The sequence below is a fragment of the Chryseobacterium sp. HNCC26DJ238 genome (assembly GCF_057180465.1).
Genome location: NZ_JBXUGI010000008.1, coordinates 24,948 through 45,315 on the forward strand (window position 1 = coordinate 24,948; position 20,368 = coordinate 45,315).

Annotated in this window: 17 protein-coding genes; 5 read left to right on the forward strand and 12 right to left on the reverse strand. The window is 35.6% G+C overall.

Annotated elements, in window-relative coordinates; genetic code table 11:
• Positions 1–160: 160 nt before the first annotated feature.
• Entirely contained in the window at positions 161–1,189 is a 1,029-nt protein-coding gene (locus AC2A07_RS09085) for a threonine aldolase family protein (RefSeq protein WP_484050135.1), read from the reverse strand.
• An 85-nt stretch (positions 1,190–1,274) separates the two neighbouring features.
• Between AC2A07_RS09085 and AC2A07_RS09090 the strand changes: the two genes are divergently transcribed.
• The gene (locus AC2A07_RS09090; RefSeq protein ID WP_314491130.1) at positions 1,275–1,928 is read left to right on the forward strand and encodes an iron dependent repressor, metal binding and dimerization domain protein; all 654 of its coding nucleotides are present in this window, start codon (positions 1,275–1,277) and stop codon (positions 1,926–1,928) included.
• 109 nt (positions 1,929–2,037) lie between these two features.
• Here the strand turns inward: AC2A07_RS09090 and AC2A07_RS09095 are convergent, their stop codons facing one another.
• From AC2A07_RS09095 to AC2A07_RS09110, 4 genes are all read right to left on the reverse strand, one after another.
• Positions 2,038–3,207 (reverse strand): aminotransferase class V-fold PLP-dependent enzyme, encoded by a 1,170-nt coding sequence (locus tag AC2A07_RS09095; RefSeq protein WP_484050136.1) that lies wholly within the window; start codon positions 3,205–3,207, stop codon positions 2,038–2,040.
• Between the two features lie 217 nt (positions 3,208–3,424).
• Entirely contained in the window at positions 3,425–4,570 is a 1,146-nt protein-coding gene (locus tag AC2A07_RS09100) for a hypothetical protein (protein ID WP_314491136.1), read from the reverse strand.
• Between the two features lie 24 nt (positions 4,571–4,594).
• On the reverse strand, positions 4,595–5,497 hold the full coding sequence (locus tag AC2A07_RS09105; protein ID WP_314491139.1) for a TssN family type VI secretion system protein: 903 nt from the start codon (positions 5,495–5,497) through the stop codon (positions 4,595–4,597).
• Positions 5,498–5,551: 54 nt separating this feature from the next.
• A complete protein-coding gene (locus AC2A07_RS09110) occupies positions 5,552–6,493 on the reverse strand; it encodes a type VI secretion system baseplate subunit TssG (protein WP_314491142.1) in 942 nt (313 codons plus the stop codon).
• 525 nt (positions 6,494–7,018) lie between these two features.
• Here AC2A07_RS09110 and AC2A07_RS09115 point away from each other — a divergent pair.
• The 4 genes from AC2A07_RS09115 (at position 7,019) to AC2A07_RS09130 (ending at position 10,890) form a co-directional block, all read left to right on the forward strand.
• Positions 7,019–7,810: a S1/P1 nuclease gene (locus AC2A07_RS09115; RefSeq protein WP_484050137.1), complete on the forward strand. Its 792-nt coding sequence runs from the start codon at positions 7,019–7,021 to the stop codon at positions 7,808–7,810.
• A gap of 396 nt (positions 7,811–8,206) precedes the next feature.
• Positions 8,207–9,073, forward strand: coding sequence for a sigma-70 family RNA polymerase sigma factor (locus AC2A07_RS09120; RefSeq protein ID WP_034757900.1), 867 nt, complete (start codon positions 8,207–8,209; stop codon positions 9,071–9,073).
• A 65-nt stretch (positions 9,074–9,138) separates the two neighbouring features.
• On the forward strand, positions 9,139–9,771 hold the full coding sequence (locus tag AC2A07_RS09125; RefSeq protein ID WP_484050138.1) for a hypothetical protein: 633 nt from the start codon (positions 9,139–9,141) through the stop codon (positions 9,769–9,771).
• The gene (locus AC2A07_RS09130; protein WP_484050139.1) at positions 9,772–10,890 is read left to right on the forward strand and encodes an FAD-dependent monooxygenase; all 1,119 of its coding nucleotides are present in this window, start codon (positions 9,772–9,774) and stop codon (positions 10,888–10,890) included.
• Positions 10,891–10,967: 77 nt separating this feature from the next.
• On the opposite strand, the gene AC2A07_RS09135 is transcribed toward AC2A07_RS09130, so the two are convergent.
• The 7 genes from AC2A07_RS09135 to AC2A07_RS09165 form a co-directional block, all read right to left on the reverse strand.
• Positions 10,968–13,745, reverse strand: a complete 2,778-nt coding sequence (locus tag AC2A07_RS09135; RefSeq protein ID WP_484050140.1) for a multicopper oxidase domain-containing protein — start codon at positions 13,743–13,745, stop codon at positions 10,968–10,970.
• A 100-nt stretch (positions 13,746–13,845) separates the two neighbouring features.
• Positions 13,846–14,319, reverse strand: coding sequence for a DUF3347 domain-containing protein (locus AC2A07_RS09140; protein WP_484050141.1), 474 nt, complete (start codon positions 14,317–14,319; stop codon positions 13,846–13,848).
• A 97-nt stretch (positions 14,320–14,416) separates the two neighbouring features.
• Positions 14,417–14,794, reverse strand: coding sequence for an HYC_CC_PP family protein (locus AC2A07_RS09145; protein ID WP_484050142.1), 378 nt, complete (start codon positions 14,792–14,794; stop codon positions 14,417–14,419).
• 112 nt (positions 14,795–14,906) lie between these two features.
• The gene (locus AC2A07_RS09150) at positions 14,907–17,111 is read right to left on the reverse strand and encodes a TonB-dependent receptor plug domain-containing protein (RefSeq protein ID WP_314491166.1); all 2,205 of its coding nucleotides are present in this window, start codon (positions 17,109–17,111) and stop codon (positions 14,907–14,909) included.
• A gap of 42 nt (positions 17,112–17,153) precedes the next feature.
• A complete protein-coding gene (gene kdsA, locus AC2A07_RS09155; protein ID WP_484050143.1) occupies positions 17,154–17,963 on the reverse strand; it encodes a 3-deoxy-8-phosphooctulonate synthase in 810 nt (269 codons plus the stop codon).
• A gap of 191 nt (positions 17,964–18,154) precedes the next feature.
• The gene (locus AC2A07_RS09160) at positions 18,155–18,682 is read right to left on the reverse strand and encodes a DUF1697 domain-containing protein (protein ID WP_484050144.1); all 528 of its coding nucleotides are present in this window, start codon (positions 18,680–18,682) and stop codon (positions 18,155–18,157) included.
• A gap of 128 nt (positions 18,683–18,810) precedes the next feature.
• Complete coding sequence (locus tag AC2A07_RS09165; RefSeq protein WP_484050145.1) at positions 18,811–20,298, reverse strand: hypothetical protein; 1,488 nt, start codon at positions 20,296–20,298, stop codon at positions 18,811–18,813.
• Positions 20,299–20,368 lie beyond the last annotated feature (70 nt).

The following is a 20,368-nucleotide window of genomic DNA, read 5'->3' on the forward strand; positions in this document are numbered from 1 at the left end:
TCCAAAAAAAGGACAGTCTTTTTTTTTGCGCCAAATTTTATAATAACTCTGACTGTGATCAATTTACTGCTTTTTATTTTCAGACAAACCCTTCCGGCGTTTCAAACGCTGGAAGGGTTTTCCACTATACAATACAAAATACTTCTTAACCTGTTTATGATTAATGATTCTCAATAATCTTTATAAAATCACTGACCGCTTCATCACCGGTATTCCACGAAGTAATGAGTCGGATTGCTGAAGATTCCTGATCCACATTTTTCCAGATATAGAATTCAAACTTTTCGGATAAGATGTCAATGATAGGATGACTGAGGATAGGAAAGATCTGATTGGTATACGTATCTGAAAGAAACGGCACTCCCTTTTTTAATAATGCATCTTTTATTTTCATTGCCTGCTGATTGGCATGTTTTGCCAACTCAAAATACAGCTCATCCCGCATCAGCTCTAAAAACTGTGTTCCCAATAGCCTTCCCTTTGCAAGCAATGCCCCTTTTTGTTTGATATTAAAAGCAAAATCCTCCTGCAGAAGCCGGTTGTTGATGATGATCGCCTCCCCTATCAGAGCCCCGTTTTTCGTTCCACCCAGATAGAAAATATCCGTTAATTTCGATAAGTCCTCAAGCTTGACGTCATTGATCTCTGAGGTGAGGGCATGTCCCAGTCTTGCTCCATCCATAAAAAGATATAGATTTTTCTTTCTGCAAAATTCAGAAAGTTCTGTGAGCTCCTGCCTGCTATAGATGGTTCCGAGTTCTGTTGAATTAGAAATATAGACCAATTTTGGCATTACCTGATGCGGAATGTTTTGGTGGTTGTCTAATACCGGCTGTATATCTGACGGCTTCAATTTTCCATCTTTCGTTTCGATATTCAGAATTTTATGTCCTGTTGCCTCGATAGCTCCGGTTTCATTATTCAGAATGTGCCCTGTTGAAGATGAAATCACACATTGATATGGTTTTAAAACAGACGAGATCACAATAAGATTTGCCTGAGTGCCTCCTGATACAAAATAAACGTCAGCTTCCTGATTATTTATTTTCTGTCTGATCACCTCTTTGGCTTTTAATGAATACTGATCTTCACCATATCCTGCCTGCTGATCGAGATTATTACGTAACAATGCTTCAAGAATTCTGGGGTGACAACCTTCAGAATAATCGTTTTTAAATGAAAATTTCATGATGCAAAATTAAAAAAAGTTAAAACAGCAAGCCTGAATTTTAAATATTATTTTGTTAGATTTGTAATGAAAATCATCTAACATTTTGAAAACAACATTAACAGAAGAAAATTATCTGAAGGCTTTGTTTCATTTAGTTGACAATGAAGGAAAAGTAACGATTAACGAACTCAGCAAATTTCTCAATGTGAAAATGCCGAGCGTTAATAATATGATGAAAAAATTTTCAGACAAGAAATGGGTTATTTACGAAACCTACAAACCGTTGAAAGTTACAGAAAAAGGCAGGCGTGAAGCAGCTCTTGTTGTGAGGAAGCACCGGTTAACTGAAATGTTCCTCGTTAAAAAAATGAATTTTGGCTGGGAGAACGTACACGAAATTGCCGAACAGCTGGAACACGTACATTCTAAAATATTCTTTGACAAGATGGATGAAATTTTAGATCATCCTAAATTTGATCCTCACGGTGAACCTATTCCCGATAAAGACGGAAATATTATTTCCCAGGATTTACAGAAGCTGAGTGACTGCAAAGTAGGCGAAAATGTGATTTTTGCTTCTGTTACGCTATCAGATGATGCTTTCCTGAATTATCTTACCGAAAGAAAGCTACTTCTTCATACGAAGATTAAAATAATTAAAATCGAAGACTTTGACAGATCGGTTACGGTGGAAGTTGACGGAAAACAGGAAGTATTAAGTAAAAAAGCTACTGAAAAAATACTGGTCAGAAAATAAAACCGCAATGGTGGCTGAGGCTCTCGACGGTAACTGAATCTCCCGATGGTGGCTGAGGCTCTCGAAGCCACCATACTTGAACTCTCGACGGTGACTGAGGCTCTCGAAGTCACCTCCCACTCAAAATCCCCGAAACTTCCTCAATCTCTTCCATTGTATTAAAGTAATGAGGTGAAAAACGGATGGCTCCATCAACATTTTTATCTGTAAAATCAATCAGTGCAGCGAATTTATAGCTTACTGAGAAGAGAATATTATGCTCTTTCAAAACTTTCTGAATATTTTCCAGATCTCGGTCAGCACTGCAGAATGTTACGATACTGCTGAGGCGGTTCCCACGGTCTAACATTTTAAAACCTGAATTCTGTAGATTTTCTCTCAGTTTTTCGGAAAGTTTTTTATTATAATCTTCAATATGATCCAGTCCTACAGTGTTTGCATACTTTACGGCTTCTGTAAAACCTGAAAGTGATGCATATGAGGTTTCAAAATGTTCAAATCTTTTTGCTGTTTTAAATAATTCATAATCGTTATATGCTGACCATTTAGCCCCACTCATATCTAGAAACACCGGTGCATATTGTTGCTCAAGAACTCTGTCTGATACATACAGAAAACCTGTTCCTCTGGGTCCACGTAAAAATTTTCTGCCTGTAGCTGTCAGAAAATCACATTTAATTTTCTCAACATCAACGGGCATCTGTCCTACCGACTGGCATGCATCCACCAAATAGAGAATATTGTACTGACTGCAGATATCTCCTACCGCTTCTACATTTTGTATCAATCCGGAATTGGTGGGAATATGGGTCACTGCTACCAGCCTGGGATGATAGGTTTTAATCAGGTTTTCAAGGTCTTCCAGATCCAGTTCATGATCCGGAAGGTTTTTCATTCTGATGATCCGTATATTCAGTTTTTTCTGTAAAGAAATAAAAGCGATCTGATTAGATACATAATCGTCAGCGGTTGTAATAATACAGTCCCCATCTTTGAAAACTATACTAGACATCGCTTTTGCAAAGGCATCAGTAGCGCTGTTAGTAGCGGCAATATTTGAAGCTTTGCTGTTAATTAATTTTGCGGTCTCCTGATAAAATTCTTCAAGCAGATCAGCATTTCGGTTTGCCGTTTCATAACCTCCAAGTTGTTCTTCCTGCAGAAGATAGTCAATCATTGATTTAACAACGATGCCCGGCATCAGTGATGATCCTGCACTGTTTAAAAATATTTTATCTGACAGGCCTTCTGTATCCTGTCTTACTTTTTTAATATTCATTATTTTTGCTTTTAACAGATGCTTTACAGATTACAACTGCCGATGAAATCTGTATTAAATTTTCATATTCTGATCAACAGTTATCCGTTTTATGAAAGTCTTTTATATCTGGAAAAAATGACTTCAAAGAGAAGATAAAACATCAGTCTTTAATTAAAACTTTAAATAAGAAATCCCGAAATGTGAATAACGGGATTAGATATTTGTAAACCGGATGTTAATCTAAAACGCTCCAGCCTCTTTTCGGATTGGTATTCGAAGAAACTTCCTGTTCGTTGACGATGATATTTTCTTTTCGCTGACCTATATAATCCAGTTCGCTCAGTTTGGAGAAAATAATTTCAAGACTTCTGAGCATCTGCTGAATATACAAAAGCGGCTCACCGCAATTATGGTGGTCATAATTGGTTTCTGCAACCGTTGATAACTGATTGAGTAATGTATGTGGAGCTATTTCACTCCATTCCAGACTGTAGTTGAGCATTTCCTCCAGTTCTGCAGGAACAAGAACCTGTGTTGCATTGTACATTCTTAAGGCCAGTTTCGCAAAAGATTCAATCAGGAATACAGGCGGCTGGTACGGAATGACATTTCTGAACTGGAAATACATATCACCAAAAGTATTCACCAATACCGTACACAGCGATTTTACATTCAGTGCTAAAGCCGTGTTCTGATTTTTATGGGAAGCTTTCTGAATGATTTTAAAAGCATACTGCTGCAGGTTGCCTATCGATTTTGCATAACCGTTATAATAATCGATCAGTGCAGGATGGCTCTGTACTGAAGTACACGGAGGAATAAAATTGGTATTCACCTGGGTAATATTTCCTTTAAAATCAACTTTTCCTACGACCAGATAATTTCCTCCGGAATAACTGCTGTTTAAAGAAGAAACCTGCAGCAGTTCAATATGATAGTTGGCATGGGCATTAGGATGCCTTGGGGGAATCTCTTCAGGATCTATATCTCCAAATGGAACTTTATCAAAAGGATTAACAGAGATTAGGATGTAATATTCGCCGTCAATATGATCTTCCTCCATATTCATGGACTTTGCAAGCGATTTTACACTGACTCTCCTGTCTCTTAATTCAATCCGGTAACCTGCAAGCGTAACGGCACTGCAATGTTTAATAACGAGCTGTACGTCATTGGTAGCCGTATTATGAACGTCAAATATTGTTTTATCCGTAAATTCATTTGGAATCGGCAGTAAACCGAAATTATATGTTGTAATCGCCAGGGAATTGGCATCCCTGATGGTATCAATTAAAAAATTATCCTGATCATTGAGATGTCTTTGAGAAACTTTCATTCCGTCTACCCAGTTGATCGCAAAATGTCTGATTGGCTGTATCATAGTAATACTTTTTAAAATTTGTGATTATGATTGTGTTCTTCTTCCCTCCTCTTCATGCTGAATGACCCTTTTACAGACCACTACTTCATTTTCAGAAATACTGTTTGCTGTAATGTCCTGATCAAAATCGATGTATTTTCTGAAACTGAAAAAAGATTTTTTGGTATAAAATATCCAATAATAGGGTTCTCTCACTTCATTGGACAGATGAATGATTGATTTTGGATTTTTATGATTGTAATCGTCAACCACTCTGAAAAACCAGTCTCCGAAAGTAACGCCAGTAGGTAAAGTTTTAGCTTTTATTCTGAAGCGGTTGGCATCCTCAAGGTTTTTGCTCAATTCCACATTCAGGACCATCAGACGGTCAAAATCTGCTCCTTCAAAGTCAGGTGGTTTCTGATCAGGAGAATACCTCCATGTTTTGTATATGTCAACAGGAATACTGATAAACTGGATATAGCAGTAATGAAAGACCATCGGTACAAAAAAGACCAGTGCACTTGTTGCAGACATCACCGGATATCCCTGATCCTTACTGATCCATCTGAAAATAAGAACAAACAGATAAGCCCCTAATAAAACACATGTTACAGACAGTACAGATTCAAACAGTACACTTAATCCAAAAGACTGAATATGCTTTCGGAAAAACCGGTGCATTAAATTAACATGGATGATGCCGAGTAAAAGATAAACTCCCTGTGAGATCAGATACCAATACGGATTAAATAGATTTCCCGAAAACCCGAAAAACCCCGGAATTGCCAGACATAAACTGCAAAGCAGGACATAGATGATTATAACCCTAATTTTGATTGCAGGCTGATTTCTTCGGATAATGCCCATAATGCCCACCATAATGACTGCAAGCAGTGGTACTAATATATACCTTAAAAACACCCCTTTTACTGATGAAAATTCCATTGAGTTTAATTAATAATGATTGTGAATGATGATTGTAAATATAACTAAAATATTTTACAGAAAAGTAGAGAAACCTAACCTGTTAGAATTTCTTTCATCATCTTCAAGCATGAAGGAATATTCTTCTTTTTCGGTTACAAAATTTTCTTCAATATCTACGTTGACAGGCAGGCAGTAATCATATAAAGCCTGAAGGACTTTTCTGAAAGGATTGCCCGGAATATATTTTTTCATTTCATGGTAAGGAATCGGCCCAACATTCACTACCCAGTTTCTTTCACCGTCCATGTGTCTTCCGCTTGGGATAAAAGTAACACCCAGTCTTGAATTCCCTAACAGGATAGAATCATCCTCATCTTCGATCCTGTCGATAACATTGGGAGCGAAAGTGATTTCGACGGGAACCTGCAGAAAAGAAGTCATGCATCGCTCAAACCATTTTTTATCACCTCGTATCTGGTGAAAAAACGGTAAGATATGAATGAAAATGTAAGCATTTTTTTTATCAAGCATTTTCACAACCGGCCAGAGTTCAGAAAAAACGGTCAGCAGCGAATCTGTTTCACTGGCAAGATCAAAATCATACTCTTTCAGCAGAGCACCAATTTCTGTAAAGAATATCTCAAGTTCGAAAGGCATAAAGAACTTTCTGGCATCTTCTTCTACCCTTTTCTGTTTTCTGATTTCGTTAACAACACTCTCAACATTTTTTCTTGAAGTATTAAGGGAAGGAGGGTGAAAAATACCTTCAGGTAGATAGTCGTAAATACCTTCCCTATAAGTTTTTATGCTGAGAACCTCTTCATCAAAACCGAGGTAATGACTGGAAATACTTTTGATGTCTTTCAGATATGCCCTGTCATTAATTCCAATCCTGTCAATGAAAATATTACTCACTGACCGATGATATTTAAGAAGATTTACTGCAACTGCTTCAGCTTTAAAATCTGTCTGCAGTTTGTTATAATGCATATCTACAATGCTATTGTCGTACATACTCTTGTTCTGTGATTACGGTTGCCTGTATAAGAATAATATATCTCTCAAATTTGATAAATTATTTTTAATATTTTGTCAATCCAATTTAGGAATAAAATTTAGAATTAGCGAATAAAAACAGGCACATTTTTTCAGAGTTTTTTAAATTTTTAAATTTATGTTGTATAAAATTAATTTTTTTTTAATTTATCTCTAAAATAAGACAAAATAATTAATGAATGCATGTATATGATCTTCAGACAAAACATGTTTTCTCATCCTTACTTCAGCATGTTTCTTAAAAAAACTGTATACTACCGGACGACTCTCCTTATATAAAAGGTCTGTTGAGTTTAAATAAAGAGGATGGATGGGCGGTGAATAAGTCTTTCAGGCATACTGAAAATTGAAACTTCCTTTTTTTTACATGGACAGATTAAATTTATTTAACAATCAATAATTATCATGAGAAAAGATCCTTATTTTCACTTGATTTTGAAAACTCTATCCTATCTTTGTCTATCTAAAATTATTACTGAAAAAATGAAAAGTATTTATTCAAAAGTGCTGCTTTTATTAATGATCTCCAGCTCTGTCTATTCATTTGCATGGGGATTGACAGGTCACCGTGTGATCGCAGAAATTGCAGAAAACCACTTGTCCGGTAAAGCAAAAAGAGAAATAAGGAAAATGATGGGACAGGAACGTCTTGCTTATTGGGCCAATTGGCCTGATTTTATTAAATCGGATACAACGGGTGTATGGAAGCAGACTTCTGCATGGCATTATGTGAATATCGATCCGCAGACAGATTTTCCGTCTTTTGAAAAAAATTTAAAAGCACAGTCCGGAGCGAGTTTATATTCTCAGATTAAAACTTTATCTGCACAGATCAAAGACGAGAAAACTTCTGAAAAAGACAGAAAAATTGCCCTGATTTTTTTGATTCATATGATGGGAGATCTTTCACAGCCTATGCACACCGGAAGATCAGAGGATCTGGGAGGCAACAAAATCAATGTCACTTATTTCGGAGAAAAAACAAACCTGCATTCTGTCTGGGATGGGAAATTGGTGGACTCTCAAAAATACAGTTACACAGAATATGCGAAACTTTTGGATATTAAAACAAAAGACGAAGTGAAGCAGATACAGACGGGGACTTTAGAAAACTGGCTGTATGATTCACATCAGATCGCCAATAAGATCTATGCACAGACCCCTGATGGATCAAAGCTTGCTTATGATTATCAGTATAAGTTTAATGACACTGTGGAAAGACAGCTTCTGTACGGAGGTTTGAGACTTGCAAAAGTATTGAATGACCTTTTTTAGAGTCAATAGTAAATAAGTGAATTCTGAAAGTCAATTTTCAAATTACATATATATAAAGTGAAACAGAAGTTTCACTTTTTTTTATTCCGTCAGTTCGAGTGTTTTTTGAAGCAAAGCGGAAAAAAATGTATCGAGAACCCGTGAACTTCGAATAAATTCAGTCATTGATCAACAACTTCTAGATACGCTTTCTTTGAAAGCTCTCGAAGTGACGTAACTGAAAATACTTTGCTAAAAGTAATACATCATTTCGCATGTATAAAAACAAGAGCGATAATTTACAACTAAAAATCCAGCTTTATTTTAATTAAATAAAAAATAATTAAAACATGTGTAACCTTTTGATTGTTTCAAACGTATAATATACAGTAACTCTATTTTTGAGAATAAAAATAAATGAGACAATTAAAAATAACCAAGCAGGTTACCAACAGGGAAACCGCTTCACTAGACAAGTATTTGCAGGAAATTGGTAAAGTAGAATTGATTACCGCAGATGAAGAAGTTGATTTGGCACAAAAAATCCGCGCCGGCGACAGAGTCGCACTGGAAAAACTGATCAAAGCCAACCTTCGTTTCGTAGTTTCAGTATCCAAGCAGTACCAAAACCAGGGTCTTTCTCTTCCCGATCTGATCAACGAAGGGAATTTAGGATTGATGAAAGCTGCAAAAAGATATGACGAAACAAGAGGTTTTAAATTTATCTCTTACGCCGTATGGTGGATTCGTCAGTCAATTTTACAGGCATTGGCTGAACAGTCAAGAATTGTAAGATTACCGCTGAATAAAATTGGTTCGATCAACAAGATCAATAAAGCATACGCTCACCTTGAACAGGAAAATGAGAGACCACCTTCTCCGGAAGAATTAGCAGAAGTTCTTGACATGAGTGAAGAAGACATCAAGGAATCAATGAAAAACTCCGGAAGACACCTGTCGATGGATGCACCGTTGGTTGAAGGTGAAGATTCTAACTTGTATGACGTATTGCGTTCAGGGGAATCTCCAAGCCCGGATAAAGATCTTATGCTGGAATCTCTTCAGATTGAAATTGAAAGAGCTTTGAACACGCTGACGCCGAGAGAGGCAGATTTGGTAAGACTCTATTTCGGACTGAACGGTAAGCATCCAATGACTCTGGAAGAAATCGGTGAAACTTTTGACCTTACAAGAGAAAGAGTTCGTCAGATTAAAGAAAAAGCGATCAAAAGACTGAAACACAATACCAGAAGTAAGATTTTGAAGTCTTATTTAGGTAAATAATTTAGTTTTAATAAGTATTAAGCGGAGTTTGATTTTTCAGACTCCGCTTTTTTGTATTTTTGAATATGGAAGAAAATAAATTAAATCAAATAATTAAAAGCGAAGAATTTGCTTTAGCCTCTGATATTGCAGAAATATCATTAGATAGTTTTACAAATGAAGGTATTATAAAAGATATACCGATAATTGGAACAATTATTAAATTACTGAATATTGGAAATACAATTGGCGATAGAATTTTCACAAATAAACTAATTCATTTTTTAAAAGAAATAGATAATTTAGATCAAGAATTTATTTTAAAAGAAATCCGATATATTGATGATTCAGAAAAACATAGTCGCAAAGTTGGTGAAAAAATATTAGAAATAATAAACAGGATTGATTCTGAAGGAAAACCTCAAATTATTGGTCGCCTATTTAGAAATTTCATTAATAAACAATTTAGCTATCTTGATTTTTTAAAATTGGCCGATATAGTTGAAAAATCATTTTATTATGATCTTATATTATTGAAGGAATCTAAAGACGGAAAATTTTATATCCCACTAGAAGAAGAATTATATAATTTTGGTTTATTAAATGAAAATGGTATTGGTAGTTTTAACGCAACCAATGAAGAAAGAGAGGAATTTAGAAAGATTACATATTTGTTATCGGAAAGAGGCAGCCTATTATTAGAATACGGACTAAAATAAATGAATCCCATCTCAATCATAGGAGCCGGTATCGGCGGTCTGACCTTAGGAAATATTCTTAAGCAACGGAATTTAGATTTTAGCATCTATGAATCTGCACCGGAAATAAAACCTGTCGGAGCCGGAATTATGATGGCAGTCAACGCAATGCAGATTTTTGAAAAGTTAGGTTTAAAAAACGAAATTGAAAATGCAGGAAACAAGATTCACGGGATTTTTATTACGGATGAAAAACTTAAAACCATTTCAACAACCAATGTTCTGGCTCTGGAAAATAAATTCAATTCCTGCAATGTTGCTATCCACCGGGCAGATTTACAGCATATTTTAGCTTCAAATATCGGTTTTGAAAATATCAGACTGAATCAAAACCTGCAGTTTATTGAGAAAAATGAAAATTACCGTTTAAAGTTTGAAAACGGAACCGAAATTAAAAGTAAAATCGTTTTCGGAGCAGATGGAATTCATTCTAAAGTACGTAAACAGATTTTAAAAGCCAGAAACGTCAGAAATGCAAAACAAAAATGCTGGCGGGGACTGACGAATTTTGATCTTCCTGAAAAATATCTTCATCACGCTTTAGAAATCTGGGGGAAAGGAAAACGTTTCGGTTTCGTAAAGCTTACTGGAAACAAGGTCTACTGGTATGCTTTAATCAACGAAAGTAATTATACAGAAAGCATTAATTTAATAGAAACATTCAGAGATTTTGATTCAATAGTTGTAGAGATTTTAGCCACGACAAAAACTGAAGATATTATTTTAAATGATATTATCGACCTTGCTCCTGGTCCAAAATGGTTTTCCGAAAATCTCTGTCTGATTGGTGATGCTGCTCATGCTACCACTCCGAATATGGGACAGGGTGCCAGTCAATCAATCGAGGATGCTTATGTGATCGGTCAACTTTTACAGAATGATACAAATTTCAATTCAGTTTTTGAAGAATTTCAAAAGATCAGAAGAAAAAAAGTTGATTATATCGTCAATACCAGTTGGAAAATAGGAAAACTCTCTCAATGGGAAAATGGAAACTCAATCCGGAATTTCTTGATGAGATCAATTCCTGAAAGTTTTAATCAAAAAATGATTGAGAAAATTCTACAGCTGGAAATGTAATTGTTTTCCAATGCTGACTAAAAGTTTCTAAACAGATAAATAAAAAAGGCTGCTAAAAAATCAAAGCAGCCTTTGTCTTAGTAAGTCAGCGTAATTCCGCCTCCCCATCCCATTTCGTTATCGTAATTTCCGGAAACGGATAACCATTTTTGTAAAATATATCGTAATCCTGAGGTAAATTCTCCATCAGAATTCACACTAAAATTCCCTCTTAATCTTCTGGAAATCGGAATGTCTTCGCGACTTAATTCCAACAGTACTTTTCCATTTTGGTCAACACTTGCATCAGCTGTGATCAGCATCGGCAAAATGTATTGGGCACCAATGATAAAAACAGCTTTATTTTCCGAAGCTTTTTGCTGACCAAACCAGGTTTTCTTTCCATGAAAATCTTCTCCCATTTCTTCAGCCATCTGTCGCTCCATTATTTCATGATTTTTTTGAATCCTCAAACCGGCATATGGTATTGCCCATTGGAATTTTCCTAAAAATCTACCCACTTTGAAGTTTCCGTCAAAATGATCAAATTCCCAATTCGAATGGAACTCATTCAGATTTGCCCATCTAGGTCCGAACATCGTCATGGTTTCCGCATGTATTTTATTGCTGTGAAGATCGACCATCGCCATCGAGCTGATCATTCTATTGTCTTTTAAAAAGTTTTTCCATGCTAATTTTCTGTTGGGCAGCTGCGGATTGGGTTTTGAATCTTCATAACTGAAAATCCTTCCCATTCCCGCCATCATGTGATACAGAATATGGCAGTGAAAAAACCAGTCGCCATCCTGATTGGCAGCAAATTCAATCGTGTTGGTTTCCATCGGCATAATGTCTACAACATTTTTTAATGGCGAATATTCTCCTTTTGAATTGATCAGCCTAAAATCGTGACCGTGTAAATGCATAGGATGTCGCATCATCGAATTGTTGTACATTGTAATTCGCAGGACCTCTCCTTTTTTCACTAAAATCTTATCTGTTTCAGTAACTGTTTTATTATCCAGGGTCCACAAATAGTGATTCATATTTCCTTCCAGCACAAATTTCATTTCACGAACATTCTCCGCGGAAAGAATCGTTTTTTCAGGAGATTTTAAAATATTATATGATAATCTTTTGATTGATTTCTCTTCTTCCATGCCCGAGTGTTGAGAATGATCTTCTTTTTTATCTGATCTCTTTTCTTTTATTCCCATCATTTCATTCATATGCTTCATTGTCATTTTTCGCTGATTTTCAGAAAGTTCAGGGTACATTACTTCATTCATGTCCATCATTTGATTTCCCATTATCATGTTCATCGGTTTCATATTTCCGCTCATCTTCATCATGCTGTTCATCATTTTCATCCCTTCGAAAAGCTTTAATCTGGGTAAATTCGGCGCTTCAATTTTCTCACCAGAACCTAACCATAGTGATGCATAACCAATTCGGTCTTCTGAAGTCGCCCGAAATTCAAAACTTCTGTTTTCCGGAATCGTCACTTCAATATCATATGTTTCCGAAACACCTACAATAAGACGATCCACTTCTACAGGCACTACCTCATTACCGTCGTTTCCGATCACTTTTATTTTTCCGCCTCCGAAATTCAGCCAAAAATAGGTAGAAGACCCTCCATTGGCGACTCTCAAACGGACCTTATCTCCCGCTTTCAGATTTGGATATTCAGAAACCGGAAGTCCGTTAATCAGAAATTTATCATAATAAACATCACTAACATCCATAGCTTCCATCCTTTTCCATTCATTAAGAGCTTTTGTTCCGAAGTTTCCGGATTTTATCGCTTCCCAATAACTCTGGACTGCATTTTTCTTAATTGCATACCAATCCGTATTCGCCATATGAAGTCTTCTTGCAATCTCCATCGGTTTCTCGTTACTCCACTCTCCTAAAAGCACAGGAATTTCTTTTGTGTATTGGGTATTAGGCTCGCTTTCTCTTTTATTGAAAACCAAAATTCCATTCATCCCGATTTGCTCCTGTAAACCTTCATGTGAATGATACCAATAAGTTCCGTTTTGAGACACTCTGAATTTATACAGATGAGTTTCTCCCGGCTTAACAGGTTTCGTTGTCAGGTAAGGAACCCCATCGTGCTCATTTGGTAAAATAACACCATGCCAGTGGAAACCTGTATTCTCTTTCAGCCTATTATGAAGATAAATCTCCGCAGTATCTCCTTCAGTAAAATATAAAGTCGGAGCTTGTAATTTCCCATTCACGGCGATTGCTCTGCGGTTTTCTCCAGTAAAATTGACAATCGTATCTTTTACATACAAATCATAACGAACCGTTTTTCCTCCAAAAGACACTTTTCCGTTTTCAGAATTTCTTTTTAAAACAGAGTGTTTAGGTTGACCTTCGGACTCAGATTGAGAATTATTTTCAACTTCCGCCAAATCCATTCCGCACTGAGGGCATTTTCCGGGCTTGCCGGAAATTACTTCAGGATGCATTGGACAGGTGTAATTTTTTTTAGGTTGAGACTTAGGCTTAGTTTGAATTTTTGAATTTAAAACAGGTTGAACAGCAATAAGAGTTTTACTTAATTTTTTAGATTTCTTATCACTGCTTACTTTTTCAATCTTACCTTTTTTATCAATCTCAGGCTTAGTCTTGATTTTTATTTCTGACTTTTTTGCTTTCGGTATATTTTGTAATGGTGGTTTTTCTGCTGCCTTTGTTTTTACAGCAACTTTTTTCCGTACCAAAGTCATTCCACATTTAGGACAGTCACCGGGCTTTGATGAAACAACATCTTTATCCATTGGACATATGTACTGCGTCTTTACTGATTGTGAAAAACTGAAAACAGATAATAAAAGCATCAGAAACATTATTATTTTTTTCATAACATTTCAAAATTCTTTCCAGCTGAATATTAATCAATATTTTAAAGTAAATTTTAATTAAAAATACCCAACTGATTATTTTACAGACGAATGCAAATATTTACTTGATTTCTGATTTCACAGAACCGCAGGAAAGCATAGAGCTTCCGTAATAAGGATTGATGATTTTTTTCTCGTTGCTCAGCCAGCTTCCGTCTGCCATGGGACAGTATTGAACGAAAACCGGGCTTACTGAAACTTTGAACTCTTTGGCCAAAGTAATCATATTGTCTGAAAGATTAAAGAAACTCTCTCTTTGAACTGCAATATCTTTAGTACTTGAAATTGTTGTTGCATCTTTTTTAAGAGCACTTACATTTCCTTCAGAAAGAACTTTGTAATCTATAGCTGAAGCAGTTTTAATAAACTCTACTGCAGCCTGAGAAGTTTTATCGGCACTATCTGATGCCAATGCGTCTTTAATTGTAATATAGTTCTGATAAAGCTTTGTTACCTGTACATCAGATTTTTGCTGAGCACGGAAAGAAATGACAGCAAATAAAGAAAACAGGGCTGTAATGATATAATTTTTCATTGTTTTAAAATTTTAGAATAAATAATAATTTGAAAATCGCATGATGCGACTAAGCCTGTCGTTAATTATAATATGATTATCAAACGACTGACAGATTTTAAATTCTAAAATTACAATGATGAACAAAAATCGGAACCGAACGGTTTCCCGGTGGTGCATTGATCTGAATCTGAGTGAGTTTTGTAGCTGAAAATGATTTGTCTGTAGAGAAAAAGTGATGATACTGAACCTCTGAAATACTTTTCAGAAAATCAATTTTCAAAAAATCTGATTTTTGAGAATCATCAACCTTTACAAGTTTTATTTCGGTTTTGCAGCAGTCCTTTTTTTCTTTCGTTCCGCATTTGCTGCAGGTATCATCAGATTTTTGAGTTACTGAAACCAATTCTTTCATACAATAATGCATGCTAAAAACTGCTCCGGAAGAAAAACCGAAGTAGAATACAGAAAATATTATTGCAAGAATCTTTTTCATAAGCTGAAACAAAGGTAAAAATATCTGCTGAATGATTGTTACAGAATTTGGTGATATTGTTATAAAATTATGAATAAAAAAAACTCCTGAAAATTTCAGGAGTCAGTTACGGTTATTTAATCTTAAATTCGAGTTTTACGTTAAAAAATCTTCCTGTCAGACGTACGGGAACAGGATACATCAAACTGGTATTGGCATCAGTGATCCACTGATTAGCTACGGTATTATTAATATTGAAGGCATTAAAGACCTGAACACCCAAAGTCAGTTCATCAAAATTACTCAGGAAGCCATAGCTTTGTTTTTTTACTTTTGCATCGACAAATGCATAAGAAAGCCCCAGATCTACGCGCTTGTAAGAAGGTAAAGTTTTCTGGTACTGATAAGGATCTGTGAAAACAGGCGCTCCGTTGGGCAGCCCCATCGCATACGTTAATGTAAGATTTACACGCATTTGTGGAAATTTCGGCATATAATCCTGGTAGAACATAGCAAATCTGAATCTCTGATCCGTAGGTCTTGGAATATTTCCTCTACCATCAATATTTTCATAAACCCTGGCATAACTTGCAGATAACCAAGAATCTACTCCCGGAACAAATTCACCGAATAATCTGGTATCAATTCCATAAGCATATCCGGATGCATTATTTTTACCTGAATAACGGATTCTTACATTATCCATATAATAAGGAATCAGATTATCCATTTTCTTATAGTAAGCTTCTGTTGTCAGCTTAAACGGACGGTTGTCAAACTCAAATTCGAAGTCGTTGGCAACAATTGCCTGAATCGAACGCTGAGATTTTATATTGTTATTAAAATTCCCGTTCAGGTCTTTGATTTCTTTATAAAAAGGTGCCTGATAGTAGATACCTCCGGAGACCCTGAATAACATGTCTGTATCCCATTCGGGTTTTATGGCGAATTGTGCTCTTGGTGAGAAGATTGTTTCATCATTGAAACTCCAGTGTGCAACTCTCGCTCCAGCGTTTACAAAAATCTTGCTTGAACCCCAGAAAAACTTCTGGGAATATTGTGCGTATGCTGATAATCTTGTTGGTTCGATATGATTATTCCCTGCAATACTGTAAAACAGATCTAATTCCGAAGCATCAGGAAATCTCGGATCATCAACCGGATGCGGTATGCTGTATCCTGAAGAGTCTACCAATTTCCACTCATTGGTCAGATCGCGGAGATTTTCCTTTTCAAATTTAAATCCGACTTCAATATCCGTATTGACATTGGGTGAAAAACGGGTTCTGAACTGCGTTCCGTAGGTTCTTACAAAAAGGTCATTTCTTGCATGTTCGATCTGCCCTCCTACATCATAAGACGTAATAGGAGTTCCTGTAATCGGGTCAAAGGTCTGCAAAATATAGCTTGATGCGATCGTGTAATATTCTTTTTCCCTGTTTTGATATGAGAAACTGTCTAGAGTAAATCTCCATTTATCTGAGGGCTTATAATTCATTGAGAACGTGCCCATCATGTTTTTATACTGGTCATTTTCCTTACCGTTATAAAACACCGAAAGATTGATTGGCCTCTGCAGAGAACCGAAGTCTACACTTCGCTCTTTTGGCACCATTTCGTAATCGTTCTTTGAGTAGTATCCGATGAACGACATGGTAAATTTATCACTTACATGATAGTTCAGAAAGGTTTGAAAATCATAATAAACAGGGTTAAAATCAGTATCTTCATTCAAAGTATTCAATACTAAATTGGTATTCCTGTATCTTCCTGAAAATAAAGCTGTTAATTTCTTATTTTTTGAAGCAAGACCTGTTGTTAATCTTCCTCCTATTAAACTGGCTTCACCTGCAACCTCAAATTTTTCCGGCTCGCGGTAATAAATATTTAAAGCTGAAGACATCTTATCACCATATCTCGGTTCAAAACCTCCGGCAGAAAAATTCACTGTAGATACCATATCAGGATTGATAATACTTAAACCTTCCTGCTGTGAATTTCTGATCAGAAAGGGTCTGTAAATCTCAATATCATTGATATAAATAAGATTTTCGTCGTAGTTTCCGCCACGGACCATATACTGCGAAGAAAGTTCTGTATTCGAATTGACAGAGGGTAAAGTTTTAATAATTCCTTCAATACCTCCGGAAATGCTTGCAACATTCTGAGCATCTTTAGCAGATATTTTTATAGTCGTAAGGTCATTCGTGCTTCCGGTAACCTTTTTCTGGAAAACGACTTCCTCAATATCTGTTGTTCTTGTTGTATCTCTTTTTTTGGTTTGGGAGAATACTAACATCGGAACCATGAGGCTCAGTGGTAAAACTAGTTTTTTCAAAAGAAATTATTTAGAATTCTAAAATTAAGGATTTTTTAACAATTACAAAATGGATTCTCTAACTCTTGTTAATTTTTGTAACAAATCTTCCAATAAATCCAGCCGAAGCATGTTGGCACCATCAGATAAAGCGGTTTCAGGTGTAGGATGGGTTTCGATGAAGATCCCGTCTGCTCCGACGGCAATTCCCGCTTTGGCAACGGTTTCTATCAGATCCGGCCTTCCACCTGTTACTCCTGAACTCTGATTAGGCTGCTGAAGAGAATGGGTGACATCTAAAATTACAGGAGCATAGGCTCTCATCGTAGGAATGCCTCTGTAATCAACAATTAAATCGGTATATCCGAAAGAATTTCCTCTTTCAATGATGGCTACTTTTTGGTTATCTGAATCCGTTACTTTCTGTACGGCAAATTTCATCGATTCCGGAGAAAGGAACTGTCCTTTTTTCAGTGAAACACATTTTCCTGTTTTTGCTGCAGCAATCAATAAGTCGGTCTGACGGACTAAAAATGCAGGAATCTGTAAAACATCAACATACTGTGCTGCCAAAGCTGCGTGGTCGTTTTCATGAATATCTGTAGTAGTCGGAATAGTAAAGGTCTCACCTACTTTTTTAAGGATTTCCAAAGATTTTTCTTCACCAATAGATGTGAAAGAATCTACTCTGCTTCTGTTGGCTTTTTTAAAACTTCCTTTAAAGATGTAAGGAATATTGTATTTGTCTGTCAGTTCAAGTACTTTTTCTGCTATTCTCAATGCCATATCTTCACCTTCGATGATGCATGGTCCTGCAATTAAAAAAAAGTTTTTTGAATCTTTGTGGCGTATGTTGTCTAAGTACTGAATCATTTATATTTGAATTAAAAAAGTTCAGTAAAAATACTTATAAAGTTTCAGAATTCGAAATTATTTATTCTGCTAATATTTGTAATGTGTAAAGGATTCTCACGAATACTTTTCTCACTAATTCAAAATTTTAACAGATACGACGCAGGACTAAAAAATTAATTTAGAAAAAGAAGACAGTTGAGTTCATAAATCTATGGCTGCTTCTTCAGAATTTTCTCAAATGTATTGATATTCCTGCTTGTCAACTGATCTTTCAGATTTTTTCTGCCTAAAATTTTCCCGAAAGTAGAATCTAAAGTATTGCCTTTGGGAACCTGCCAGTAAAAATTTCCATTAACGATTTTTGCATGTTCATTTTCAGTTTTTAAAGCATTCTGAAATTCATTCATCAAAATATTTTCAACATCATGATTCCCGATAAATGTATACACATGCAAATCTTCATTTTTACCAAAAGGATTAGAGTTCCAAAAACATTCAATTTCTTCTTTGGATTTAATAAAAAGAAAAGCTTCATAACTGAAATGTTCTGACATTGCTTTTTCGAGAATTACTTTTAGCTGACTGACATTTTTATCAGAAGTAAAAATAATATTCCCTGATGCCAAAACTGAGGCAACATCATCCATCCCTGCTTTTTTGAAAACATTAGAGACTTCTGCCATTTTCATATTAGTGCCTTTAACATTGACACCACGCAGAAAAGCACAATACTTCATAATTTTAGTTTTAAGTTACCGTTCAGTTAAAGTTACAAATTCCACAATTTCAAATATTATTTAAATTTTTCAATCTTTAAATCTTTAAATCCTTAAATCTTTAAATTTTTAAATCCTTCAATCCCTCTCTATTTTACCCTCTCATACAAATTATAATCACTTCCCGACGGCTTCAGCCTGTAAATTTTTTCTAAAATACTGTTATCACTCTGTAAGTGATTTTTGATCCGGAATTCATTAAGAAGTTTGTAATGCGTTTTATAATAATAGGCATCTTTTCCTTCAAACAGATTATTATAAGAGAGCAGGTATTTTGGTTTTCTCTTTTTAACCGTATTCAGCCAATAATGAGGTTTGTCTTTTTTGATTTCCTGCTGGATTTGTTTGTCCACCAGTCCTACTTCATCAATGGTTTTCAATCCTGAAAAATACGGAATATAACCTGCCGGTTCGAGCAGAATCCATTGTTTCTTGTCTTTCTCGTACATATTAAGAAACAAGCCGATAGATCGTCTGTAATTCCATTCAGCATTTCCTGTTGCAATAGAATGTATGGTTTGGAAGGCCAGCATCGGAAAAATATAGAAGATGATCAGTGCAGAGAGCCACCAGTTTCTTTTAACTTTCTGTTCTAAAACAAATATGAGAACGGGAACAAAAAGCAGAATCTGCGGAACCCAGTAATACCAGTCAAAAAGACTTTTCTGTGAAAGAAAAATGATTTGTTTCGACCATGCAAACAGGAAGATAATCCACAGAAAATAATTTCTTCTGTCTCGCTGTCTGATCAGGAAAATAAAGCACAGCAATTCAAAAACGGCAATGACCACAGTCAACGGATTAAAATCTCCCGGAAGCTTCAGCATTCCCCAGAAATTTCCGTAATTTAACCTGAAATATTCAAGATCCTGATGCAGCGTATATACTCTGTCATAGGCAAGTTTTTTAGCAATAATTGTATTATTGACAATTTCACCGAAGTAAAACCAATTGAACGCCAGTGTTGCAGAAATCCCTAAAATTCCACCTGAAATGTAAGCCCATTTTATTTTTCTGTTCCAAAACACATCAACTGAAAAGACAATTCCTAAAAAAATCACCGTATCAATTCTAGTGAATAAAATCAAAACAGGCAGTACGATCAGCGCCCATTTTTTCTCTTTTTTTAAGCCATAATAAAGCAGAGCCATTTCAAGGAAAAAAAGAATTCCGTACTCCATTCCTAAGATCGATATCTTGATAGCCGGTGGTAAAAGACCAAATAAAAAGATAAAAATTGCTTTATGCCATGGATTTTTTAACAAAAGATGCGATAGAAACAGACTTCCCACTGTAAACAGAATGGTGTTCAGCACCAAAAGGGGTTCTATGAAATTTTCTTTTCCAAAAATTAAATTAAAAAAATAAGAAACAAAAACGTACAGATGGGTCGTAGAAGCGGAAATTTTAGTTTCACCATTAAAACCGATTACCCCATAATCCAGTAAATTCTGAGCGACCCTCCAGGTGATAAATGCATCTTCCTGAATATGATGGGTTAAAAGAAAATAAAGTTTTGCAATCACTGCAAAGATTACCGCATACAACGGGAGATTTTTACCTGTGTTTTCGTCCATCGCGTTTTTTTGATGCACAAATATAATTCTATTATTTATGAATATCAAAAATAAAAAAAGCGGAACCGAG

What these genes read in the sequence shown, in the direction of transcription:
- AC2A07_RS09085 (WP_484050135.1), bottom strand. Translation starts at nt 1,189, where the DNA reads ATGAAATTTTCATTTAAAAACGATTATTCTGAAGGTTGTCACCCCAGA.
- AC2A07_RS09095 (WP_484050136.1), bottom strand. Translation starts at nt 3,207, where the DNA reads ATGAATATTAAAAAAGTAAGACAGGATACAGAAGGCCTGTCAGATAAA.
- AC2A07_RS09100 (WP_314491136.1), bottom strand. Translation starts at nt 4,570, where the DNA reads ATGATACAGCCAATCAGACATTTTGCGATCAACTGGGTAGACGGAATG.
- AC2A07_RS09105 (WP_314491139.1), bottom strand. Translation starts at nt 5,497, where the DNA reads ATGGAATTTTCATCAGTAAAAGGGGTGTTTTTAAGGTATATATTAGTA.
- AC2A07_RS09110 (WP_314491142.1), bottom strand. Translation starts at nt 6,493, where the DNA reads ATGTACGACAATAGCATTGTAGATATGCATTATAACAAACTGCAGACA.
- AC2A07_RS09115 (WP_484050137.1), top strand. Translation starts at nt 7,019, where the DNA reads ATGAAAAGTATTTATTCAAAAGTGCTGCTTTTATTAATGATCTCCAGC.
- AC2A07_RS09120 (WP_034757900.1), top strand. Translation starts at nt 8,207, where the DNA reads ATGAGACAATTAAAAATAACCAAGCAGGTTACCAACAGGGAAACCGCT.
- AC2A07_RS09125 (WP_484050138.1), top strand. Translation starts at nt 9,139, where the DNA reads ATGGAAGAAAATAAATTAAATCAAATAATTAAAAGCGAAGAATTTGCT.
- AC2A07_RS09130 (WP_484050139.1), top strand. Translation starts at nt 9,772, where the DNA reads ATGAATCCCATCTCAATCATAGGAGCCGGTATCGGCGGTCTGACCTTA.
- AC2A07_RS09135 (WP_484050140.1), bottom strand. Translation starts at nt 13,745, where the DNA reads ATGAAAAAAATAATAATGTTTCTGATGCTTTTATTATCTGTTTTCAGT.
- AC2A07_RS09140 (WP_484050141.1), bottom strand. Translation starts at nt 14,319, where the DNA reads ATGAAAAATTATATCATTACAGCCCTGTTTTCTTTATTTGCTGTCATT.
- AC2A07_RS09145 (WP_484050142.1), bottom strand. Translation starts at nt 14,794, where the DNA reads ATGAAAAAGATTCTTGCAATAATATTTTCTGTATTCTACTTCGGTTTT.
- kdsA (WP_484050143.1), bottom strand. Translation starts at nt 17,963, where the DNA reads ATGATTCAGTACTTAGACAACATACGCCACAAAGATTCAAAAAACTTT.
- AC2A07_RS09160 (WP_484050144.1), bottom strand. Translation starts at nt 18,682, where the DNA reads ATGAAGTATTGTGCTTTTCTGCGTGGTGTCAATGTTAAAGGCACTAAT.
- AC2A07_RS09165 (WP_484050145.1), bottom strand. Translation starts at nt 20,298, where the DNA reads ATGGACGAAAACACAGGTAAAAATCTCCCGTTGTATGCGGTAATCTTT.